The following is a 16,671-nucleotide window of genomic DNA, read 5'->3' as shown; positions in this document are numbered from 1 at the left end:
ACATCACCGATTGGCAATCTATCTGTTCAGGGTTACAAAAGGCTGCCGCATACACTGTGCAGCAGCCTTTCCATGCTTTACCGTTTTTATCCGGCTGGCATATGAAGTTTAGTTGGCAGCTTCCATATCAGCACGAACCTGTGCGAAAGCAGCTTCCACGTTCTGTGCCCACTCTTCTACTGTCATTTCATCGTTCATAACAGAAGTGATCGGATTGAAGATCTCATCTTTCGGGTTGATCTTGCAGTCAGCCGGAACTGCTGCAAAGCTCATGATCAGGGAAGAAGCATTTGCCTCTTCGTAGATTCCGTACATATTATAGATTGCAGTAGACAGCTTATCTTTTGCTACTTCACGGGCACTCTTGGTAGCATAGAGGGCACCGGAAGCCTCTGCAAATGCAGATACGGATTCATCGCTGTACAGGAAACGAAGGAATTCTTTTGCAAGCTCCGGATTCTTTGCAGCAGCCGGAATGGAGAACTGCTCACAGCTGTCGAATACATAATGCACATCATCTGCGTTCTCAGTTGGGATCGGGGCCATTGCAAACTCAAAGCCTTCTTCTCTTGGAGCATCCTGCATCTCATTTTCCATCCAGGTTCCGTTCGTGATAAATGCAGCTTTTCCAAGCATCATCTCTGTCTGGGACTCTGTATGGTTCATACCTACAGTACCCTCTAACAGATAACCTTTCTCTGCAATTTCTTTGATATGGGTAAGAGCCTTTAACACACCTTCGTTGTTGAAGGAACCTTCCTCATAATTGGCAATCTTGGTAAGAGCTTCCTCACCGCACTCATTTGCAATTGCCGGCCAGAGCATTTCTTCCATGTATCCCGGATAAATTCCCTGATAGGTGAAAAGCGCACGTCCGTCAATATCTTTTAAGGTATCGCCAAGTGTGAAAAACTCGTCCCATGTTTTTGGAACTTCCAGATTGTTCTCATCGAAAAAGGTCTTGTTGTAGATCAGACCCTGCGGACCACTGTTAAATGGTGCCAGATAAATTTCATCGTCTCCGTATGGTGCACACTTTGTACTGGAAAGAATTCCGTCTGTAATGTCATCGCGAAGAGTACCGGTTCCAGCATAGTTTTCTCCGTCAAATACATCGTCCAGATTTAAAAGTGCATGTTCTTTAATCAAAGAAAGAATTACGCCGTCCTCACCACCATCGTTGAGACAGATAAAATCCGGCGCGTTTCCGGCTACGATCTGTGGACGAATAATATCACCAATAGTCGGGCTGATCGTCATATTTACCTTCACGCCCTCATGGCTTGCTTCAAAAAGCTCTACCATCTGATTCCAGTAAGCATCTCCGTATCCACCCTGGAAAATGGCAATGTTCAGCTCCTGTTCTTCTGCTTCCGCAAATGTTGTGAGCGGAGAAAGTACAGTAGCTGCGCTCATGGCAAGAATCATTGCGGATGCTGCAAATCTTTTTTTCATATGGTGTTTCCTCCTTCTGGTTGGCTGTTTTATTACGTTTGCCTGATGATGCTATTATATTGCGAAAATCTTTTGTCGTAAATTAATAAAACGATTCTCGTTATGGAGCATTTTCTTGTAAATAATATCTGATATGGATTTTCTTGCGGCATATATGTATTATTTTTTCATCTTTTGCTTTTACATAGATTATTCTGTTTTTTTCCTGTATAATGAATGAAAATAATAATATTTTGACAGATACCCGTCAGTGGTCAGCAACAGGAGGAACCTCCATGGAAAAAAAACATCATTTTCAGGGATTTCGTAAATTCAGCATCAAAACAAGACTTGTAATTGCCCTTCTGATGATTTCTATTATACCATTGGTAGGAATCAGCGGCTATTCTTTTCATATATTTTCCGCGGCACTTCAGGAGAAGCTTTCTGCGTCTATTTCCCAGACCCTGTCCATGATCAATCTGAATATGGTAAGTGAGATTGAGAAATACCAGTATCTGTGTGGTTCCATCTGTATTAGTGAAGAGATTAAAAAAGGTCTTCTAAAAAAAGACATGACAGATATGGAGAAGAATCAGGCGATGCTTGAGATTCAAAACATGATCCGCAATAAAATCATCTATCCTGCCCAGGCAAAAAATATTACTGTCTATGATACCGATGGAAATATTTTTTATGATCTGGGCTATGACGGGTTCTATCAGGAGGATGTGGACCGGATCCTGTCGCAGCTTGAAGAGCAGGACCAGGATGTGTGGGCTTATGTACATACTTACCGTGACAGAAATATTCTGGTTCTTGGAAGAAGGATTTACGAGCATTATTCCAAAAGCCGGGTAATTGGATACACTCTGATTTCTATTGAAGAAAAAATCTTTTCCAAGACAGTACTGGAGCCTGTGGGACTGTCAGATTCTTCCAATATTATGTATATGAATCTGGATGGAACGGTGCTCTCTTCCTGGAACCGAAGTATAGCCCTGGGGGAGAAAACTGGCGATGAGCTTCTGAAAAAAATCCAGGAAAGGCTTCCAAAGAAAACAAGTTCCTTTAGCATCCAGGAGGATGGGGAGGATCAGCTGGTGACCTATATTTTTAATAAAAATCTGAATCAGCTGTTTGTATATACCATGCCTTACCACTATATCAATTCAGAGGTTTATGCCATGCTGAAACATATTCTTGTGGTGGTAGTGTTTCTGGTTTTACTGTGCATCGTAATTGTAGCCATGGTATATCAAGGAATTATGTCTCCTATTAAAAGAATGCTGGAATTCTGCCGTGAGGTTTCCGGAGGAAAATTATCTGTGCGTATTCAGGACAAGCATAAGGATGAACTCTCCCGGCTTTCCGGCAGCATGGATCATATGGCAGATACCATCGAACATCTGATGGACCAGCAAAAGTCCCAGGAAAAGAAAAAAAGAGAGCTGGAGCTGCAGATGCTTCAGTATCAGCTGAATCCTCATTTCCTTTTCAATACTCTGAACAGTCTTCGGTTTGTGGCTGCCATGCATAAGGATCAGATTGTAAGCGACGGAATCCAGGCGCTAAGCAGTCTTTTACAGAATACCCTTACCAATAAGAATGAATATATTACTATTCAGGAGGAACTGGAAAATCTGGAAAATTATTTTTCCATTCTTAGGATCCGGTATGCAGGAAGCTTTGAATATTCTTTCCATGTGGAGGAGGATGAGCTGCTCTCCTGCCTGGTTCCAAAGCTGATTCTGCAGCCTCTGGCAGAAAACTCGGTGATGCACGGTTCGTCAGATAATGGCACGGTGATGGAGATTCAGATTACCTGCTGGCGGGAAAATGCGGATGTAATGATCGAACTGTCTGATGACGGCAAAGGCTTTGAGGTGACAGTTGACGCTCTGGCACCTCACCCGGAGCGGAAAAGGATTGGCGTCGCCAATGTAAATGACCGGATCCAGCTGAATTTCGGACGAAAATACGGGCTGAAAATTAACAGCCAGCCGGGAAAAGGAACTACTTGTACCCTGACCCTGCCGGAGCTTTATGCGGACACGCTTTCATAAAATACACAACTAGAGCCTTTTTCAAACACGCTCTGGTCAGAAAGGACGATACATGTACAGTATACTGATTGTGGATGATGAGCCTATTGTAAAAATTGCGCTTCGTTCCATCCTGCCCTGGGAGGAGCATGGCTTTTCTATTTGCGGAACGGCATCAAATGGACTTGAGGCATTGCCTTTGATCGAACAGCATCATCCGGATGTGATCATCACAGACCTGAAAATGCCTGGGATGGACGGGCTTGAGCTGATTCGGACTTTAAAGGAAAAGAATTGTCCGGGAGAAATTCTGGTACTTAGCAATTACGAGGATTTTGATTCTGTGCGAAGTGCACTGCTGCTTGGTGCGGCAGATTATCTGCTGAAAATTAAGATCCAGCCAGATACCCTTCTTGCCTGTCTGAATAAAACGGTAGAAAAATTAAAGGACAAAGTGCCCAGAAATTGGGAAACCGAAAAAAAGGATCAGGAAGAGGATATATCAAAGCTGCTGCTGGAATTTTTCCAGAAGGATGTAAAGCTTTCAGATTTTATGGGACAGCATGCTAAAACCAGACTTGCATTTATGGAAGCTTCCTGTGCCGTCTGCTATGTAACCTTTGAGAAGTATTTATCTAATGACGCATTTTCCATCTCCGGGAGTCTTCTGCGGGATATGATCCTGGATGCGGTTCAGGGAGTGCTTCAGCCCTATATTCTGGTGCTGAACGATTATAGCGCACTGGTTGTTTTTTCCCAGACGGAGCTGTCCGACAGTGAAATTAAGGTGGAACAGCTGGTAAAAAAGCTATACAATCGTTTTACCATGTACCAGTCCTTTGCACCGGATATGCCCTATCAGGAAATGTTGGAAAATTACGAGGAAGCGCGAAGTGTGTTCCGGGAATTTTCCTCTAATGAGGGACACTATAAAACTGATGTAGCGAAAACCCTGGAGTATATGGAGGAAAATTACATGTACAGGCTGACCCTGTCTTCTATTTCTGCAAACGTAAATTTAAGCTCCAGTTATCTGTGCAGGATTTTTAAATCTGAGGTTGGCACAAGCATTACCAATTATCTGAATAATCTGCGGATACGCAAGGCCGCAACCCTGATCAAGGAAAATACCATGTCCATGAAAGAGATTTCTTCCATGGTAGGAATTGATGATCAGCTTTATTTCAGCAGGCTGTTTAAGAAATGCATGGGAATTTCGCCATCGGAATATGGAAAGAAGTATCATCAGTAGACAGATCATAACACCAATATACCATAATGAAAGGAATAAATATATGGAATTGTATTATAAAAATCCGGCAAAATGCTGGCTGGAGGGATTTGCGCTGGGAAATGGACGAATGGGAGCGGTTATTCACGGAGCTTTGGATCATGAAGTGTTACAGTTAAATGAGGACACCTTATGGTCAGGCTCCCCTTACAGCGGACAGACCGGACTTTCCCCTGAAGTAGTGAAGCAGGCCAGGGAGCTTGCAAGGGCAGGGAAATATGAAGAAGCAAAACTGGTTATGGAAAAGAAGCTGGAAGAAGCTGAGGATGTACAGGTTTATCTGCCCTTTGGGGATCTGCTTCTGGATTTTGTGGAGGATAATTATGATGCTGATGGAGGTACAGTTGCAGGTGCTTCGCCAGATTCAGATACAGCAGTGACAGATTATGAGAGACATTTGGATTTAGACAGGGCTGTGGCGTCTGAGTGCTATGTGAGAAATGGAGCTAAGTTTACACGTAACTGCTTTATCAGCGCACCGGCTCAAGGACTTGTGTATCAGATTAATAGCAGCCGGCCATTTTCTATTTTGGTCCACTGTGACGGAGCCTTTATCCGTGAGAAAGATTATAAGGAAAATCATTTCACGCTTACCGGAATCTGTCCGGGAAGAAGCGGACTGAAGGTTATTAAGGAAAATAAACCGGAAGAGTTCCTTTTCCCGGACGAACCAGAGCTTCAGGGTGTACACTTTATAGGAGAAGGGTGCGTAACTGCAGAAGGTGGAAGAGCTACTGGATCTGCTGATGGAATTCTATTGGAGCATGTAACTGGGGTGGAAATCCGTATGGCAATCCGTACCAGCTTCCGGGGATTTGACAAAGCATATACTGAGCAATATTCCGATGCCCAAATTCATCATATGCTGGCTGCCGATTTAGAAAAACTTTCAAAACCATTTGAAGAGCTGCTGAACGAGCACGTAGAGGAATACAGGTCTTTTTATGGGAGAACTTCATTGAGACTGTGGGATGATGTACCGAAGATTTCTGCTGAAACTTCTCAGTGTGATCTGCGGGAGCGTCTTGCAGCATTTCATGAGGGCGCATCTGACCCGGAGCTTTATGCAATCCTGTTTGCTTTCGGAAAATATTTGCTCATCTCATCTTCCAGACCAGGAACCCAGGCTGCCAATCTGCAGGGAATCTGGAGCAATGATATTATTCCACCATGGTTCAGTGATTTCACCGTAAATATCAATACCGAAATGAATTACTGGATGACAGGACCACTGAATCTTGCCAAAATGCAGGAGCCACTGGTAAATCTTTGCAAAGCGCTGGTTAAAAATGGACAGAAAACCGCCAGAGAACTGCTTAACTGTGAAGGAACTGCCTGTTTTCACAACACGGATATCTGGGGTAAAACTTCTCCTGCAACAGGAAAGGCGGTGTGGGCGTTCTGGCCATTTGGGGAGGCATGGCTCTGCCGAAATCTGTTCGACCAGTACTTATTTACAGAAGATAAAGAGTATTTGAAGGAAATTATGCCTATACTGGAAGAAAACGTGCGATTCTGTCTGGCTCAGCTTCAGGAAACAGATCAGGGACTCGCCATCTGTCCCGCTACCTCACCGGAAAATCTGTTTTATGAGGATTGTTCCGTGGCAGAATACAGTGAAAATACCATGGCCATTGCAAGAAATCTGTTTCGGGATTATGTGAAGGGCTGTGAAGTGCTTGGCTTGCAGAATCAGATAATGTGTGATGTACTGGAAGCGCTGGAGCGCATGGTACCTACTGCTATTGGAAGCAAGGGACAGATTCTGGAATGGAACCAGGAATTTCCAGAGCAGGATGTGCATCATCGCCATGTTTCTCATCTTTATGAGCTTCATCCTGGCTGCGGCATTACTCCACAAACACCGGAATTATATAAAGCAGTGAGAAAGAGTCTTGAACTTCGGGGGGATGAGGGAACCGGATGGAGTCTGGCTTGGAAAGTTCTGATGTGGGCCCGTATGGAAGATGGCGCTCATGTGGAGAAAATTATGAAAAACCTGTTTTATGTAGTAGATCCAATGGAAGAAATGGGAATACGAAGAGGTGGCATCTATCCCAATTTATTTTGTGCCCACCCACCGTTCCAGATTGATGGGAATTTAGGTTACAGTGCTGCGGTTGCCGAGATCCTGGTTCAAAGCCAGGGAGAAGAGCTTGTCCTTCTCCCTGCGCTCCCACCCTCCTGGAGAAATGGGGAAGCCACGGGGTTCATTGCCCGCGGAAACATCCGCGTGGATCTTAAATGGGAGGGGAAGAATGTCACCTACACCTTAACTCCTGCTCATGACACCACTTTACGTCTCCGCGTCGGAAAAGGGGACGTGAGGGGCTATTCACTGCGTGGGGGCGTGGCATACGAAGGAAATGGGATGCTAAGCTGAGGAAGAACTTTGTGAGAGCAGACGGTTTTCCGCCCGTCTTATTCGCCTGTTTATTCGTTACTCTGGAAGGCGCCCTTCGTACATAATACTCAGTTCACCATACACCTGTGCCCAGTTCCGGATCGTACTGGTCCATCTCTTGGTAACTTCAAATGTGGCAAGATACAGTGCCTTTAATAGAGCTGTATCGCTTGGAAATACGCTTCTCTGGCGATTCAGTTTCCGGTAGGTAGAATTCAGGGATTCAATGGTATTTGTAGTATAAATCACCGTCCTGACCGTCGTCGAAAATTTAAAAATTGGAGAAATTCTATACGTTGTTTTCTCATATTTGCAGATAACGCCAATCATCTAAACTAATTAAATATATTATAAGCAAGTGCATGTACCTGACATAAACCATGGATTGGCATGTAGCTTCTATACGAAAGCTTAATACCTATTTTTTATAGTTTCTTCAAACTAACTCATATATTTTTCCATATCAAGCTTCTTTTCTGATTTTGCAACAATTAGGGATGCTGTCACATCGCCCAGGCTGTTGCTCATTGCACGCATCATTCCAAGCAGGGAGTCCAGTCCCATGACCAGTCCGATTCCTGCAAGCGGAACATTCAACTGTGTCAGAAGTACAGACAGACATACAAGCCCCGCTCCTGGAACTCCTGGCGCACCTACAGAAAGAACAAACACGGAGAAAAACATAGACAGCATCATTCCACCGTTGATATCAACACCGAAAACTCTTGCCAGTGCCATGCCAAATATCACCAAATATATACAGGTTCCGTCCATATTTACCGTTGCCCCAAGGGGAATAGACAGGGAATAGATTTTCTTTGATATACCAAGTTTATTCTCGCAGGCATCCATGTTCACAATGATCGCGGCATTACTGGAAGCCATTCCGAACACCTGAAGCATTGTGGGACTGTATTTTTTCAAAAAGGGAATTGGATTCAAACGGCCGATTACTCCAAGTAATATACAATATACAGCGATCATCGCCACGATTCCCACTGCAAAAGTTCCAAGCATGGCCAGCATGGACAACAGCACATCCGGTCCTGTCTTTAATACAACCGATACAATGGAGCAAAAGGTTGCAACAGGTATGAAGCGTACCAGCATCACTGTAATCTTCAGGAACAGGTCATTGCATGCTTCGAATATATCCTTTAATAATCTGGAATGCTCCCCGATCTTCTCTAATGCAATTCCAATCAGAACTGCCAAAAAGATGAGCTGCATCATGTTGGAATCTAAAAACGGTTTTACAAAGTTTGCCGGAATGATTCCTACAATTGTATCCTTGATTGAAATACTTACATCCGAAACCGACACCGCAGCTGCATCTCCAGCCAGTTTTGCCGCAAGCTCTGGATTACCTGGCTTCAATAATTCAAACACACCTGTTGCCGTAAGAATTGCCAGAACCGTGGTAAGCAGGTAAAAGCCCATGACTTTTCCACCAATACGTCCGGCTTCTTTCAGATCTCCAAATTGGGAAATGCAGCATGCTATGGAGAAAAATACTACCGGGCCTACAATCATCTTCAAAGCATTCAGGAACATTGTGCTGATAGATGTAAAAATAGTATTGTTCAGTGCTTCGTTCACGCCTGAAGGTACAAACACTTTCATCAATACACCTATTACGATTGCAGCTATTAAAGCCAGCATTGTATGTAATACCATGGCATGGGGATTTTTCTGTACTGTAATTTCTACCAGGTTCATGTTGTTCTTGTTTTTATAGCGCAGTCTTTCTTCATTCGCCTTGAGAAGGACATCCCGGATTATTTTTTCTTCTTTTTCCTGTGCGCTCTGAAGATCATCATTTTCCTGGTCCAGTACTTCTTCTATGGTATGACCATAAATAAACTGGAATTTCTCACCACGGAGTGACAGATTCACATATACCCTGCCAAACCTTTTATTCAAAATAATGCAGATATTTTCATCAGGGTCTTTGGCATGCTCCCTTAATTTCACCAATACTTCCTCTACTAAAAGCATTGTCTTTATGGTCTGCTTTTTCTCTATGCCAAACTCTTCCAGACCTTCTTTGATAAACTCTATTCCCGCTTTTGTATGCTTCTGCTCTACCAGCAATCTTTTGCTCATAGTTCTATTAATCCCTCCTAACCCTAAAATCTTTTATTTACAGTTTTTGATTCCACTTGACGTCATATAAGTTCCTACCAATACCGATATAACTGCAATAATACCGGAAATCAAATCGGTGCGTGAAGTTCTCCCATTTCTGATAAAATTGTCCGGACCTGTTCAGCATCATGAACAGAGACCATTAAATCAATATCATGAAATTCTGAAAGAATCCCTTTAAAGTACAGCAGCATAGATGCGCCTAAAGCCCACTCTATATTCGCCTCATTAAATCGATGTGCAATTTTCTGTAGTAATTCAATTTTCTTCTGTATTTCACACATATAATAACCTCTCGCTTGTATACTTATCTGGATAAAATATGTTAGTTACTGATTTCTACGGACCACTCTGCAAGGACTGCCTACAGCAATCACATTGTCGGGAATATTTTTTGTTACAACACTGCCTGCTCCAATCACAACATTATTCCCGATGGTAACGCCCGGTAAAATAATAGCTCCGCCACCAATCCATACATTATTTCCAATGATAACTGGTGCTGTTTGTGTTTTACAAAATTCAAATGATCCGTCTTCTTTAGGTATCCCGAAGCGATCTATGGCATTTGTCGGATGAAATGCCGTATAAATCTGTACATTCGGTGCAATTAGGGCATTATCACCGATACGAATTATATTGTCATCAAGAAAGGTACAATTCATATTTACTTCACAGTTATTTCCGAAGTAGATATTATTACCATAGTCAACGTAAAAAGGAGCCGTTATCCATAAGTTTTTGCCTTTTCCGCCAAGAAGTTCATTCAGAATTCGTTCTTTTTCATCTGCATCCGCAGAATTCATCTGATTATAATCTCTTACCAGATCTTTTGCCTTATGCCATTGTGTCAGCAGTTCCGCATCTCCACAATCGTACAGTTCTCCTGCCAGCATTTTTTCTCTTTCTGTCATAGGTCCCTCCATCTGATATCCAGTCCACATTGTTTTTTAATAATACCATAAAAACAGGACTTATAATATGTATTCCATTTGTCTTTCTTTTGTTCGCATCCCCATTTTCTCATAAAACTTTTCTGCTGAAGTATTTCCTGTCCATACATTCAATGTCACTTCATAGCAGCCCAGTTGCTTTGCTTCGTTTTTTACATATTCAAACAGGCTTTCACCAATATGCTGCCCTCGTGCTTCCTGATCAATACACAGATCATCAATAAAAAGAGATTTAAATGGAACCATATTGTTTGAAAAAGGCTGCTCCCGTAATTGACAAAATGCATACCCTACGCAAACATCAGCCTCATTTACTGCAACATATATTGGTGTTTCTTTATTCTTCAAAATCTCTCTCAATTCGTCTATGGTATATTTTGTTGTACCCGGAATAAAAATATCAGGTCTTATATCTGCATGAATTTGCAGCACCTGTTTTAATAACTCTAGAATTCTCGGAATGTCTTTTTCTTTTGCGTCTCTGATCATCATTTTCGCTCTCCTTTTAACAGATTGATTTATCCGCATTTTCCCTCGCCAATCACAATATTTCTATTTCCAAAATAAGGAGATACCATCAACAATGTTTTATCTGGCATCCTCTTACAAACTCAACTGCATTTTTAATATCTTCATCATCTGGATGCCCTTTTGCAATTCCACCAACCAGTTTAAATGGACCAAATGTGTCATAACCCTTGCATCCGAATTTTCCGATCACCTTAGAATGCTTCTTACTCAAAATCTGCTCTATGGATTTATAGTTTGCATTTCCACCATAAGTACAAATCAGGAATACCTTTTTGTTGTCTGGTAAGTTTTTCTCCGCAAATCCCAATAATGATTGATGAAATTTCGAAAAATAGATTCCCGATGCAAAACCAATCATATCATAGCTGCTCAGATCTGCATTTGGCTGCTTTACAGCATCAATTAAACTGAACTGACACTCGTCTGCTATGCGCTTTACTAATTTTTCTGTATTTCCATGATGCACAGATGCATATACGATTGCTTTTCTCATTTGTTTTCCTTTCTGATAAAGTAAAGCGGACATTCCAGGTCCGCTTTGTTACTTGCTCATGAACGCAGTCGCTTCGTGACCTGTGTTCAAATTATCGAAGCTCCTATGTGTATGATGTCTTTATATTATCATATATAGCTTAACTATTCTATATTCTTCGGATCAAAATAACCTGTTTTTGCAGACATTTGAGTATGCAAATCAGAAAAAGATCCCTTTGCAAAGCGAATGGCTAAAACGCCTCCACTTTACTGGGATCTTTTCATGCATACAATATCAATGTACCTTGACGGTTAATCAGATTTTCCTGTCAAGCGGATATTCCAGGTCCGCTTCGCTACTTGATTCGGTTAAATACCATATTCACCAACTATGCCATCAATATCCGGCATTGGATCATCCGACAGCTGGCAGCTGTCCTTCTGTACCTGGGATTTATTTACAATTATATATGCACTGGCAAACTTCTGAATCACAAGCTGCAGCTGTTCATCAGTAGTATCCTCTGGCACCATGATAGTAACTGTGCTGTTCTGTAAGTTCACCCAGTCTGCTTCCATTACATCTGGATCAATCCCTTCCAGACAAATTGTTTCGATTCCTGTCAGCATTGCAAATGCTGTCATATTAAGATTCTCAACTCCGCTGCGAATGTGTATTTCCTTCAAATCTTCACATCCGATAAATGCACAACTGTCAATATTCTTCGCATTCACACAGAACTGCTCCAAACCTGTAGCTCCAAAACACTGTACCCCGATTCTGTTTACCTTTCCCTTCCACCATACGGTCTTCAAATTCTTACAGTAATTAAACAGGTAATTGTCCATCTCTCCAACCCCGTTCACAAAAATCACTGTTTTCAATCCCTTACATTCCTCAAATAAACCTTTATTCGTATTTTCCAGAGGTGCATAACAAATCACAGTTTCCAGATCATGGCAGTGGGTAAAAGCACTGTCCTCTATAGACTTCAATGTCTCCGGCAGAATCAGACAGCGCATTGGCAGCCACTCGCCTTCTTTCTGATTGGTTGCCATATCCGAATGCACATAATCTCTTGCACATTCAAAAGCATTATAAGAAATATTTTCTACCGGCACACCACCAATCGTACGCGGTATAATAACATCCACAGATGTTCCGATATACGCAGTAATCGTTCTGCTTGCTTCATCAAACTCAAACTCTTCTTCCGGTAATGCTTCATAAGGCATCTCTGTCAGGCACTCCACGGCTTCTTCCGGAACAGTTTCTTCTGCCCTTACCGGTACCGCAATTCCTGCCAGTATTGCGATTGCAATCACCACAGTCAATATCCTTTTCTTCATTCTGCTGCCCCCTTTCCACAATCAATATTATGCAATCTTTACATTATCAGAATATAGTAAAAGAATTTCATTGTCACTATCATTACAGCCAGTAAAATTATGTTTAATCCAATAATTTTCCTTTACGATATGATCTGACCCAAAAGAATAGGTACACTGAAATTTACAGGACGAAGCAAAATTGCGGAAATAAGAAGCGTTTCTCGATTTCATTTCTGATTTCGAAAAACGCTATTTAAATGGCGGGTTCTGAGGGTACCTTGCCATCATTTCTTACCGCAATCGTAATATCTTCCATCAGCGTTCCACTGTTTTGTGCCTAAACTGCATACAATGTAACATCTTTATCCTGAATCGGATATGAACTACCTGGCATATAAATTATTTGTGCGTAAGCATCTTCATTGGTGGCAGGATCCTTTGGCATCTATTTTTTTAAATTTGGTTCTAAAGAAATACGGAGAATTACCTCCAACCTATCAGGTTGTTGGTTTTGACGATTCACCGATTGCGTCAGAATACCTTATACCATTCAGCACGATACATCAGCAAATCGATGTTCTTACTAAAGAAGCCATGGATATCCTCGTCATGCAGATGAAAAACCGTAAAAAGCGTCGCCCAGCTATTATGGAGACCCCCATTCACAAAACAGTACTACCCACTCTAATTAAACGTGAGACAACCATTTTTTAGTTTTTATCCAAAAGTCCCGGAATCCACATTACTGGCATTCCGGGACTTTTAACACGACAGCTGTTGACTGCCGGAAATGGTTAATTTGCTTCGTTTTTTACATATTTAAACTATTATTTGCGAATATCTACAAGTCCATTTTTTAGTATATTTTCAGAAAACTCATACGAGGCTCCATCACCGGTTACATTAAGATACAGATTTTCCAGGTCATTTTCATTTACGATCCAGGCCATGTTCAGCTGCACGCTTTCATCTGGCTTTATAGAGGAAATGTAGTTTCCGCCATTGCCATAATTTTCAGAGACATTATAATAAACCATTTCTCCGGTCTTTGCCATGCCATCCCAGGTGATGCGGTCATAGCCATCGCCGGACTGTTCCGTTGGAACGTAAATCTGTACTCTTCCATTTTCCTTTGTCATGGTTAGCAAAGCACCAAGATAAAGCATATGGTCGATTTCCTCATCTGAATTGTTTGTATAGGTCACTGTGGCATAAACCAGTTTCTGGTTCACAGCTTCTGACTTCACAATCTCATCCAGGGAATTGATTCCATCACCAGATTTTACATAATTCAATGTATTTGCAGACAGTTTTCCATCAGCCCCAATTGCTTCTGTCCATTCCTCCGGTATTTTGTCAGGCTCAAGAAGCTGAAGGTCATCTGCGATCTGGATGGAATCCACCTTTGCAGAAATGGTTTTCGTCAGATACTCACCATTTGTGTCTTCCCCAGTCGCATTCAGATCAAAGGTGTCACCGATCTGGTAAACAGGCAGCTCCTTCTCATTTACAGAAGTGATTATTTCATCATCATCATCATTTTCTATCTTTTCAGCTATCATGTCTTCACTCCAGGTAGGCATCCCGGCAGTTTTTACCATAGTTGTGTTTCCCGTAATCACCAGATTCTCAGCCACCTTTATGGCATCCTCTTTTGATACGTCATCTCCTATGTAGATCATAATCACACGGTATAAATCCGGGCAGACAAGGTAAATTCTCTGGTTAAAAGTTCCACTTTTGACGATGCTATTATACTTTAGGTATACTCCCTGATATTCTCCAAATGTACGCTCCTCGCTATCAATAACATTCTGATCCTGCACAACCTGTCCCAGATCATTTTTATCCAACAGAACAGATGCAAAGCTAAACCCGCCGGTCTGTTCATGTTCCGGATACTGAAGATGATACTCGTCATTCCAGCTCATGCCTTTTGGAATGTATCTGGCAAACAGATTTACCTCTGGAACCTCATCTGGAAGCATGGTTTCCTTTGCCATGCTATCGGCATCAATTTTAACCGCTACACCATAAGCGCCCTGCTTCTCCAGAAACCAGTGATACAGATTTACACCTGCATATGCTGCTGTGGAAACTGCCAGCGTACAAGCAGCTGCTACAGCTGCGATTTTGGGAATCGTCCATGTTTTTCTTCTTTGAAGATTCATCACCTTTGTATCCTGTATCTGCTTTGCAACCTCATTTTGAATCATTTTATGGATAAAATCCGGTGTTTCGGGAATATCGCTTTTCATATCTTCTAATCTCATACCAGCACCTCCTGCAATTCCTGCCTTAATTTTCCCCTTGCCCTTGCAAGTCTCTTCTGAACAGCACCTTCCGATATTTCAAGGATCTGGGCGATTTCTCTTACGCTGAAATCTTCTATGTAATACAAAATAACGGGCAAACGCAGCTCCTCTTTTAAGGAATTTACAGCGGCATACAATTCGCTGTAATCCTTTGACTTTTCTGATTCCATTTCCAGTCTGTCCTCCAGATCTTCAAACGAAATAAACTTACTGGACTTACGTACGAGGTTGTAACATTCGTTGATCAAAATTCGGATCAACCAGGTACGGGCATATTTATCGTTTTTTAATGTGTCTATTTTGGAAAAAGCTTTTACAATTGTCTCCTGGATAGCATCTGCACAGTCCTGGTCACTGAATAAGATTGTTTTTGCAGTTGAGTATAATTGTCTTTCCGAATCCAGGATCAGATTTCCCAGTTGTTCTTTTGTCATTTAAATACCACCTCTTTTTCATGCCGGCCAGCTTTTTCTTTACATCTATTAGACGCATAGAAAACAAAAATATCCCCCAATAATTCATTTTCGCATAAATAATTATGATAAGCTGACTATGCAAATGCTAAACTAACAGTCCAAAAAAAACTAAACTAATTGTACTCTTGATACCTTCCTTATTTGCAAATTTGCAGTAAAATATAGATATAAAGAAAAAGGGAGGTACCAAAGATGAAATTATCACTTTCTGCAAATATAAGCAAGTTGCGAAAAGAACACGCTATGACACAGGAGCAGTTAGCGGAAGCTTTAGGCGTTACCTTTGCATCTGTCTCAAAATGGGAACGGGGTGTGGCGACGCCGGAATTAAACCTGATTGCGGAGATGGCAGATCTGTTTGAGGTGTCTATCGATGCGCTTATCGGATACCAGTTTAGAAACAATAACAGAGAAACTGTAATTACAAGGCTGAAGCAGTATTCTCACGACAGAGATACTGAGGATGTTTTTTCTGATGTTGAAAAGGCATTACAGTGTTATCCGAATTGTTTTGATGTTGTTTATTACAGTGCCAGAATCTACCGTTTAAGAGGACTGACGCAAAAGAATGCTGCTTATTCAAAGAAGGCGCTTTCCCTTTGTGAACGTGCATGTATACTGATCGGACAAAACAAAGATCCGGAGATAAGTGATGTTTCTGTTCGCAGGGAAATGGCTGAAATCCATTTTGCGCTTGGGGAATATGACAAAGGAATTGCATTATTGAAAGAGAACAATCCATGTCGGCTGAACCACTCTTCGATTGGAATGGTGCTTGCGTCCTCTTGCAATGATCCGGAGGGAGCACTTCCCTTTTTATCGAGGGCATTATTAGATTTAACTGTGACGCACTTTGAAATTGTGGTGGGATATATGAATGTTTTCTGTAAGACAAAAGATTATGCAAATGCTCTAGCTCTTGTGGATTGGGCTCTTGCCTTTTATCCCGGGCTAAAAGATCCCGAAAAACAGGGATATATGGACAAAAGCGAAGCATTTCTTTGGGCACTGCGAGCGGATGTTCTGCTGTCGCTGTGTAAAAAAGAAGAAGCAATCAACAGCCTTCGGCGAGCAAAGGATGTTGCATTGCACTTCGACGAATCACCAAATTACGATGTTTCAAGTATCCGATTTGTTTTCTGTAAGACTCCTGCAAGCGCTTTTGATGATTTTGGTGATACTGCCATGATTGGGGTTGATGAATTTATCAAAAGCCAGGAAAAAAGCGAGCTGAGCAATTTATGGAAGTGTGTCAGGGATGAATAACA

15 protein-coding genes are annotated in these 16,671 nt (G+C 41.8%); 5 read left to right on the top strand and 10 right to left on the bottom strand.

The window, feature by feature from the left end; all coding sequences use genetic code 11:
• Positions 1-108: 108 nt before the first annotated feature.
• Positions 109-1,455 (bottom strand): carbohydrate ABC transporter substrate-binding protein, encoded by a 1,347-nt coding sequence (locus ACESTK_RS05395; RefSeq protein ID WP_118578097.1) that lies wholly within the window; start codon positions 1,453-1,455, stop codon positions 109-111.
• A 275-nt stretch (positions 1,456-1,730) separates the two neighbouring features.
• Here ACESTK_RS05395 and ACESTK_RS05390 point away from each other — a divergent pair, with 275 nt between their 5' ends.
• From ACESTK_RS05390 to ACESTK_RS05380, 3 genes are read left to right on the top strand one after another with little or no spacing between them, the layout of a single operon-like run.
• Complete coding sequence (locus ACESTK_RS05390) at positions 1,731-3,500, top strand: sensor histidine kinase (protein ID WP_373119037.1); 1,770 nt, start codon at positions 1,731-1,733, stop codon at positions 3,498-3,500.
• Positions 3,501-3,552: 52 nt separating this feature from the next.
• Complete coding sequence (locus ACESTK_RS05385) at positions 3,553-4,731, top strand: response regulator (protein ID WP_173735595.1); 1,179 nt, start codon at positions 3,553-3,555, stop codon at positions 4,729-4,731.
• A 43-nt stretch (positions 4,732-4,774) separates the two neighbouring features.
• A complete protein-coding gene (locus tag ACESTK_RS05380; RefSeq protein ID WP_187564825.1) occupies positions 4,775-7,153 on the top strand; it encodes a glycoside hydrolase N-terminal domain-containing protein in 2,379 nt (792 codons plus the stop codon).
• 57 nt (positions 7,154-7,210) lie between these two features.
• Here ACESTK_RS05380 and ACESTK_RS05375 read toward each other — a convergent pair whose 3' ends face one another.
• The 7 genes from ACESTK_RS05375 to ACESTK_RS05345 all read right to left on the bottom strand — a co-directional run bounded on the left by ACESTK_RS05375 (position 7,211) and on the right by ACESTK_RS05345 (position 12,630).
• The gene (locus ACESTK_RS05375; RefSeq protein WP_272092444.1) at positions 7,211-7,492 is read right to left on the bottom strand and encodes a transposase; all 282 of its coding nucleotides are present in this window, start codon (positions 7,490-7,492) and stop codon (positions 7,211-7,213) included.
• A 123-nt stretch (positions 7,493-7,615) separates the two neighbouring features.
• The gene (locus tag ACESTK_RS05370) at positions 7,616-9,280 is read right to left on the bottom strand and encodes a dicarboxylate/amino acid:cation symporter (protein ID WP_373119033.1); all 1,665 of its coding nucleotides are present in this window, start codon (positions 9,278-9,280) and stop codon (positions 7,616-7,618) included.
• A gap of 110 nt (positions 9,281-9,390) precedes the next feature.
• Positions 9,391-9,606 (bottom strand): hypothetical protein, encoded by a 216-nt coding sequence (locus ACESTK_RS05365; RefSeq protein WP_187564823.1) that lies wholly within the window; start codon positions 9,604-9,606, stop codon positions 9,391-9,393.
• A gap of 45 nt (positions 9,607-9,651) precedes the next feature.
• Positions 9,652-10,236 (bottom strand): sugar O-acetyltransferase, encoded by a 585-nt coding sequence (locus ACESTK_RS05360; RefSeq protein ID WP_118578091.1) that lies wholly within the window; start codon positions 10,234-10,236, stop codon positions 9,652-9,654.
• Between the two features lie 60 nt (positions 10,237-10,296).
• Positions 10,297-10,767: a GNAT family N-acetyltransferase gene (locus tag ACESTK_RS05355; protein ID WP_148462037.1), complete on the bottom strand. Its 471-nt coding sequence runs from the start codon at positions 10,765-10,767 to the stop codon at positions 10,297-10,299.
• Positions 10,768-10,852: 85 nt separating this feature from the next.
• Positions 10,853-11,299 carry a flavodoxin family protein gene (locus ACESTK_RS05350; protein WP_118578117.1) on the bottom strand — a complete coding sequence of 149 codons (447 nt, stop codon included), beginning with the start codon at positions 11,297-11,299 and terminating at the stop codon, positions 10,853-10,855.
• 350 nt (positions 11,300-11,649) lie between these two features.
• Complete coding sequence (locus ACESTK_RS05345; RefSeq protein ID WP_173771428.1) at positions 11,650-12,630, bottom strand: leucine-rich repeat domain-containing protein; 981 nt, start codon at positions 12,628-12,630, stop codon at positions 11,650-11,652.
• A gap of 420 nt (positions 12,631-13,050) precedes the next feature.
• Here ACESTK_RS05345 and ACESTK_RS05340 point away from each other — a divergent pair, with 420 nt between their 5' ends.
• Positions 13,051-13,326, top strand: a complete 276-nt coding sequence (locus ACESTK_RS05340; protein ID WP_173735591.1) for a substrate-binding domain-containing protein — start codon at positions 13,051-13,053, stop codon at positions 13,324-13,326.
• A 113-nt stretch (positions 13,327-13,439) separates the two neighbouring features.
• On the opposite strand, the gene ACESTK_RS05335 is transcribed toward ACESTK_RS05340, so the two are convergent.
• Both ACESTK_RS05335 and ACESTK_RS05330 read right to left on the bottom strand, forming a co-directional pair.
• Positions 13,440-14,885: a hypothetical protein gene (locus ACESTK_RS05335; RefSeq protein ID WP_373119029.1), complete on the bottom strand. Its 1,446-nt coding sequence runs from the start codon at positions 14,883-14,885 to the stop codon at positions 13,440-13,442.
• Entirely contained in the window at positions 14,882-15,361 is a 480-nt protein-coding gene (locus tag ACESTK_RS05330) for a sigma-70 family RNA polymerase sigma factor (protein WP_118578087.1), read from the bottom strand. The genes ACESTK_RS05335 and ACESTK_RS05330 overlap by 4 nt, the downstream gene beginning before the upstream one ends.
• Positions 15,362-15,595: 234 nt before the next feature.
• Here ACESTK_RS05330 and ACESTK_RS05325 point away from each other — a divergent pair, with 234 nt between their 5' ends.
• The gene (locus ACESTK_RS05325; RefSeq protein ID WP_148462032.1) at positions 15,596-16,669 is read left to right on the top strand and encodes a helix-turn-helix transcriptional regulator; all 1,074 of its coding nucleotides are present in this window, start codon (positions 15,596-15,598) and stop codon (positions 16,667-16,669) included.
• The last annotated feature ends 2 nt before the right edge of the window (positions 16,670-16,671 follow it).

The organism is Ruminococcus sp. Marseille-P328 (assembly GCF_964249465.1).
GTDB lineage: Bacteria > Bacillota > Clostridia > Lachnospirales > Lachnospiraceae > Blautia_A > Blautia_A faecis.
This window is presented reverse-complemented; position numbering and strand designations above follow the sequence as displayed.

Excerpts from the sequence above, each read along its gene's own strand:
- ACESTK_RS05325 (WP_148462032.1), top strand. The coding sequence starts at position 15,596 with ATGAAATTATCACTTTCTGCAAATATAAGCAAGTTGCGAAAAGAACAC.
- ACESTK_RS05380 (WP_187564825.1), top strand. The coding sequence starts at position 4,775 with ATGGAATTGTATTATAAAAATCCGGCAAAATGCTGGCTGGAGGGATTT.
- ACESTK_RS05330 (WP_118578087.1), bottom strand. The coding sequence starts at position 15,361 with ATGACAAAAGAACAACTGGGAAATCTGATCCTGGATTCGGAAAGACAA.
- ACESTK_RS05345 (WP_173771428.1), bottom strand. The coding sequence starts at position 12,630 with ATGAAGAAAAGGATATTGACTGTGGTGATTGCAATCGCAATACTGGCA.
- ACESTK_RS05360 (WP_118578091.1), bottom strand. The coding sequence starts at position 10,236 with ATGACAGAAAGAGAAAAAATGCTGGCAGGAGAACTGTACGATTGTGGA.
- ACESTK_RS05350 (WP_118578117.1), bottom strand. The coding sequence starts at position 11,299 with ATGAGAAAAGCAATCGTATATGCATCTGTGCATCATGGAAATACAGAA.
- ACESTK_RS05385 (WP_173735595.1), top strand. The coding sequence starts at position 3,553 with ATGTACAGTATACTGATTGTGGATGATGAGCCTATTGTAAAAATTGCG.
- ACESTK_RS05335 (WP_373119029.1), bottom strand. The coding sequence starts at position 14,885 with ATGAGATTAGAAGATATGAAAAGCGATATTCCCGAAACACCGGATTTT.
- ACESTK_RS05390 (WP_373119037.1), top strand. The coding sequence starts at position 1,731 with ATGGAAAAAAAACATCATTTTCAGGGATTTCGTAAATTCAGCATCAAA.
- ACESTK_RS05395 (WP_118578097.1), bottom strand. The coding sequence starts at position 1,455 with ATGAAAAAAAGATTTGCAGCATCCGCAATGATTCTTGCCATGAGCGCA.
- ACESTK_RS05370 (WP_373119033.1), bottom strand. The coding sequence starts at position 9,280 with ATGAGCAAAAGATTGCTGGTAGAGCAGAAGCATACAAAAGCGGGAATA.
- ACESTK_RS05365 (WP_187564823.1), bottom strand. The coding sequence starts at position 9,606 with ATGTGTGAAATACAGAAGAAAATTGAATTACTACAGAAAATTGCACAT.
- ACESTK_RS05355 (WP_148462037.1), bottom strand. The coding sequence starts at position 10,767 with ATGATGATCAGAGACGCAAAAGAAAAAGACATTCCGAGAATTCTAGAG.